Below are 687 nucleotides of genomic sequence, written 5' to 3' on the forward strand. Positions count from 1 at the left end.
TGAGCTATCCCCCGAAATTAGGACACTGACGTAAGCTGCGATTTGTAGTCTGCTGATCTTCAACACGAAGGAGTTCAGATATGGCGAAACGGAAGCAACATCACCCAGAGTTTAAGGCCAAGGTCGCGCTAGAGGCGCTGAAGGGCGAAGAGACGGTCAGCGGACTGTCCAGTCGGTTTGAGGTTCATCCGACGATGATCCATCAATGGAAACGGGCTTTGCTTGCGGGCGCATCTGTTGTGTTCGAGCGAGGTGGCCGGAAGGCACCAGAAGTCGATGTAGAGCAGGTCAAAGACCTGCATGCCAAGATTGGGGAGTTGGCCGTCGCCAACGATTTTTTGGCCAGAAAGCTCAAACCCTGGACCGGCAAGTGAGGCGCAAGATGATTGAGCCGAATATCCGTGGCCTGTCAGTAAGCAAACAATGTGCGTTGCTGTCGATCTCGCGGTCCTCATTTTACTATCAGCCCAAGGGCGAGAGTGAGATGAACCTCGACCTGATGCGTGTGATAGATAAGCAGTTCCTTGAGACCCCGTTTTTTGGCATGCGTCAGATGACATGGCATCTGCGCAATGAAGGTCATCTGGTGAATGAGAAACGGATACGCCGGCTGATGCGCCTGATGGGATTGATGCCGATCTACCAGAAGCCCAATACCAGCAGGCCAGCGAAGGGGCACATGATCTA

The 687-nt window shown here is 53.3% G+C and carries 2 protein-coding genes; both read left to right on the forward strand.

Annotated elements, in window-relative coordinates; genetic code table 11:
- The first annotated feature begins 80 nt into the window (after positions 1-80).
- Positions 81-374: a transposase gene (locus JAO82_RS14150; protein WP_232897429.1), complete on the forward strand. Its 294-nt coding sequence runs from the start codon at positions 81-83 to the stop codon at positions 372-374.
- Positions 375-484: 110 nt separating this feature from the next.
- Positions 485-687 (forward strand): IS3 family transposase (locus tag JAO82_RS14155; RefSeq protein WP_198687038.1); only part of this gene is annotated, 203 nt, incomplete at its 3' end.

It is taken from the genome of Pontibaca salina (genome assembly GCF_016307205.1).
Lineage (GTDB): Bacteria > Pseudomonadota > Alphaproteobacteria > Rhodobacterales > Rhodobacteraceae > Pontibaca > Pontibaca salina.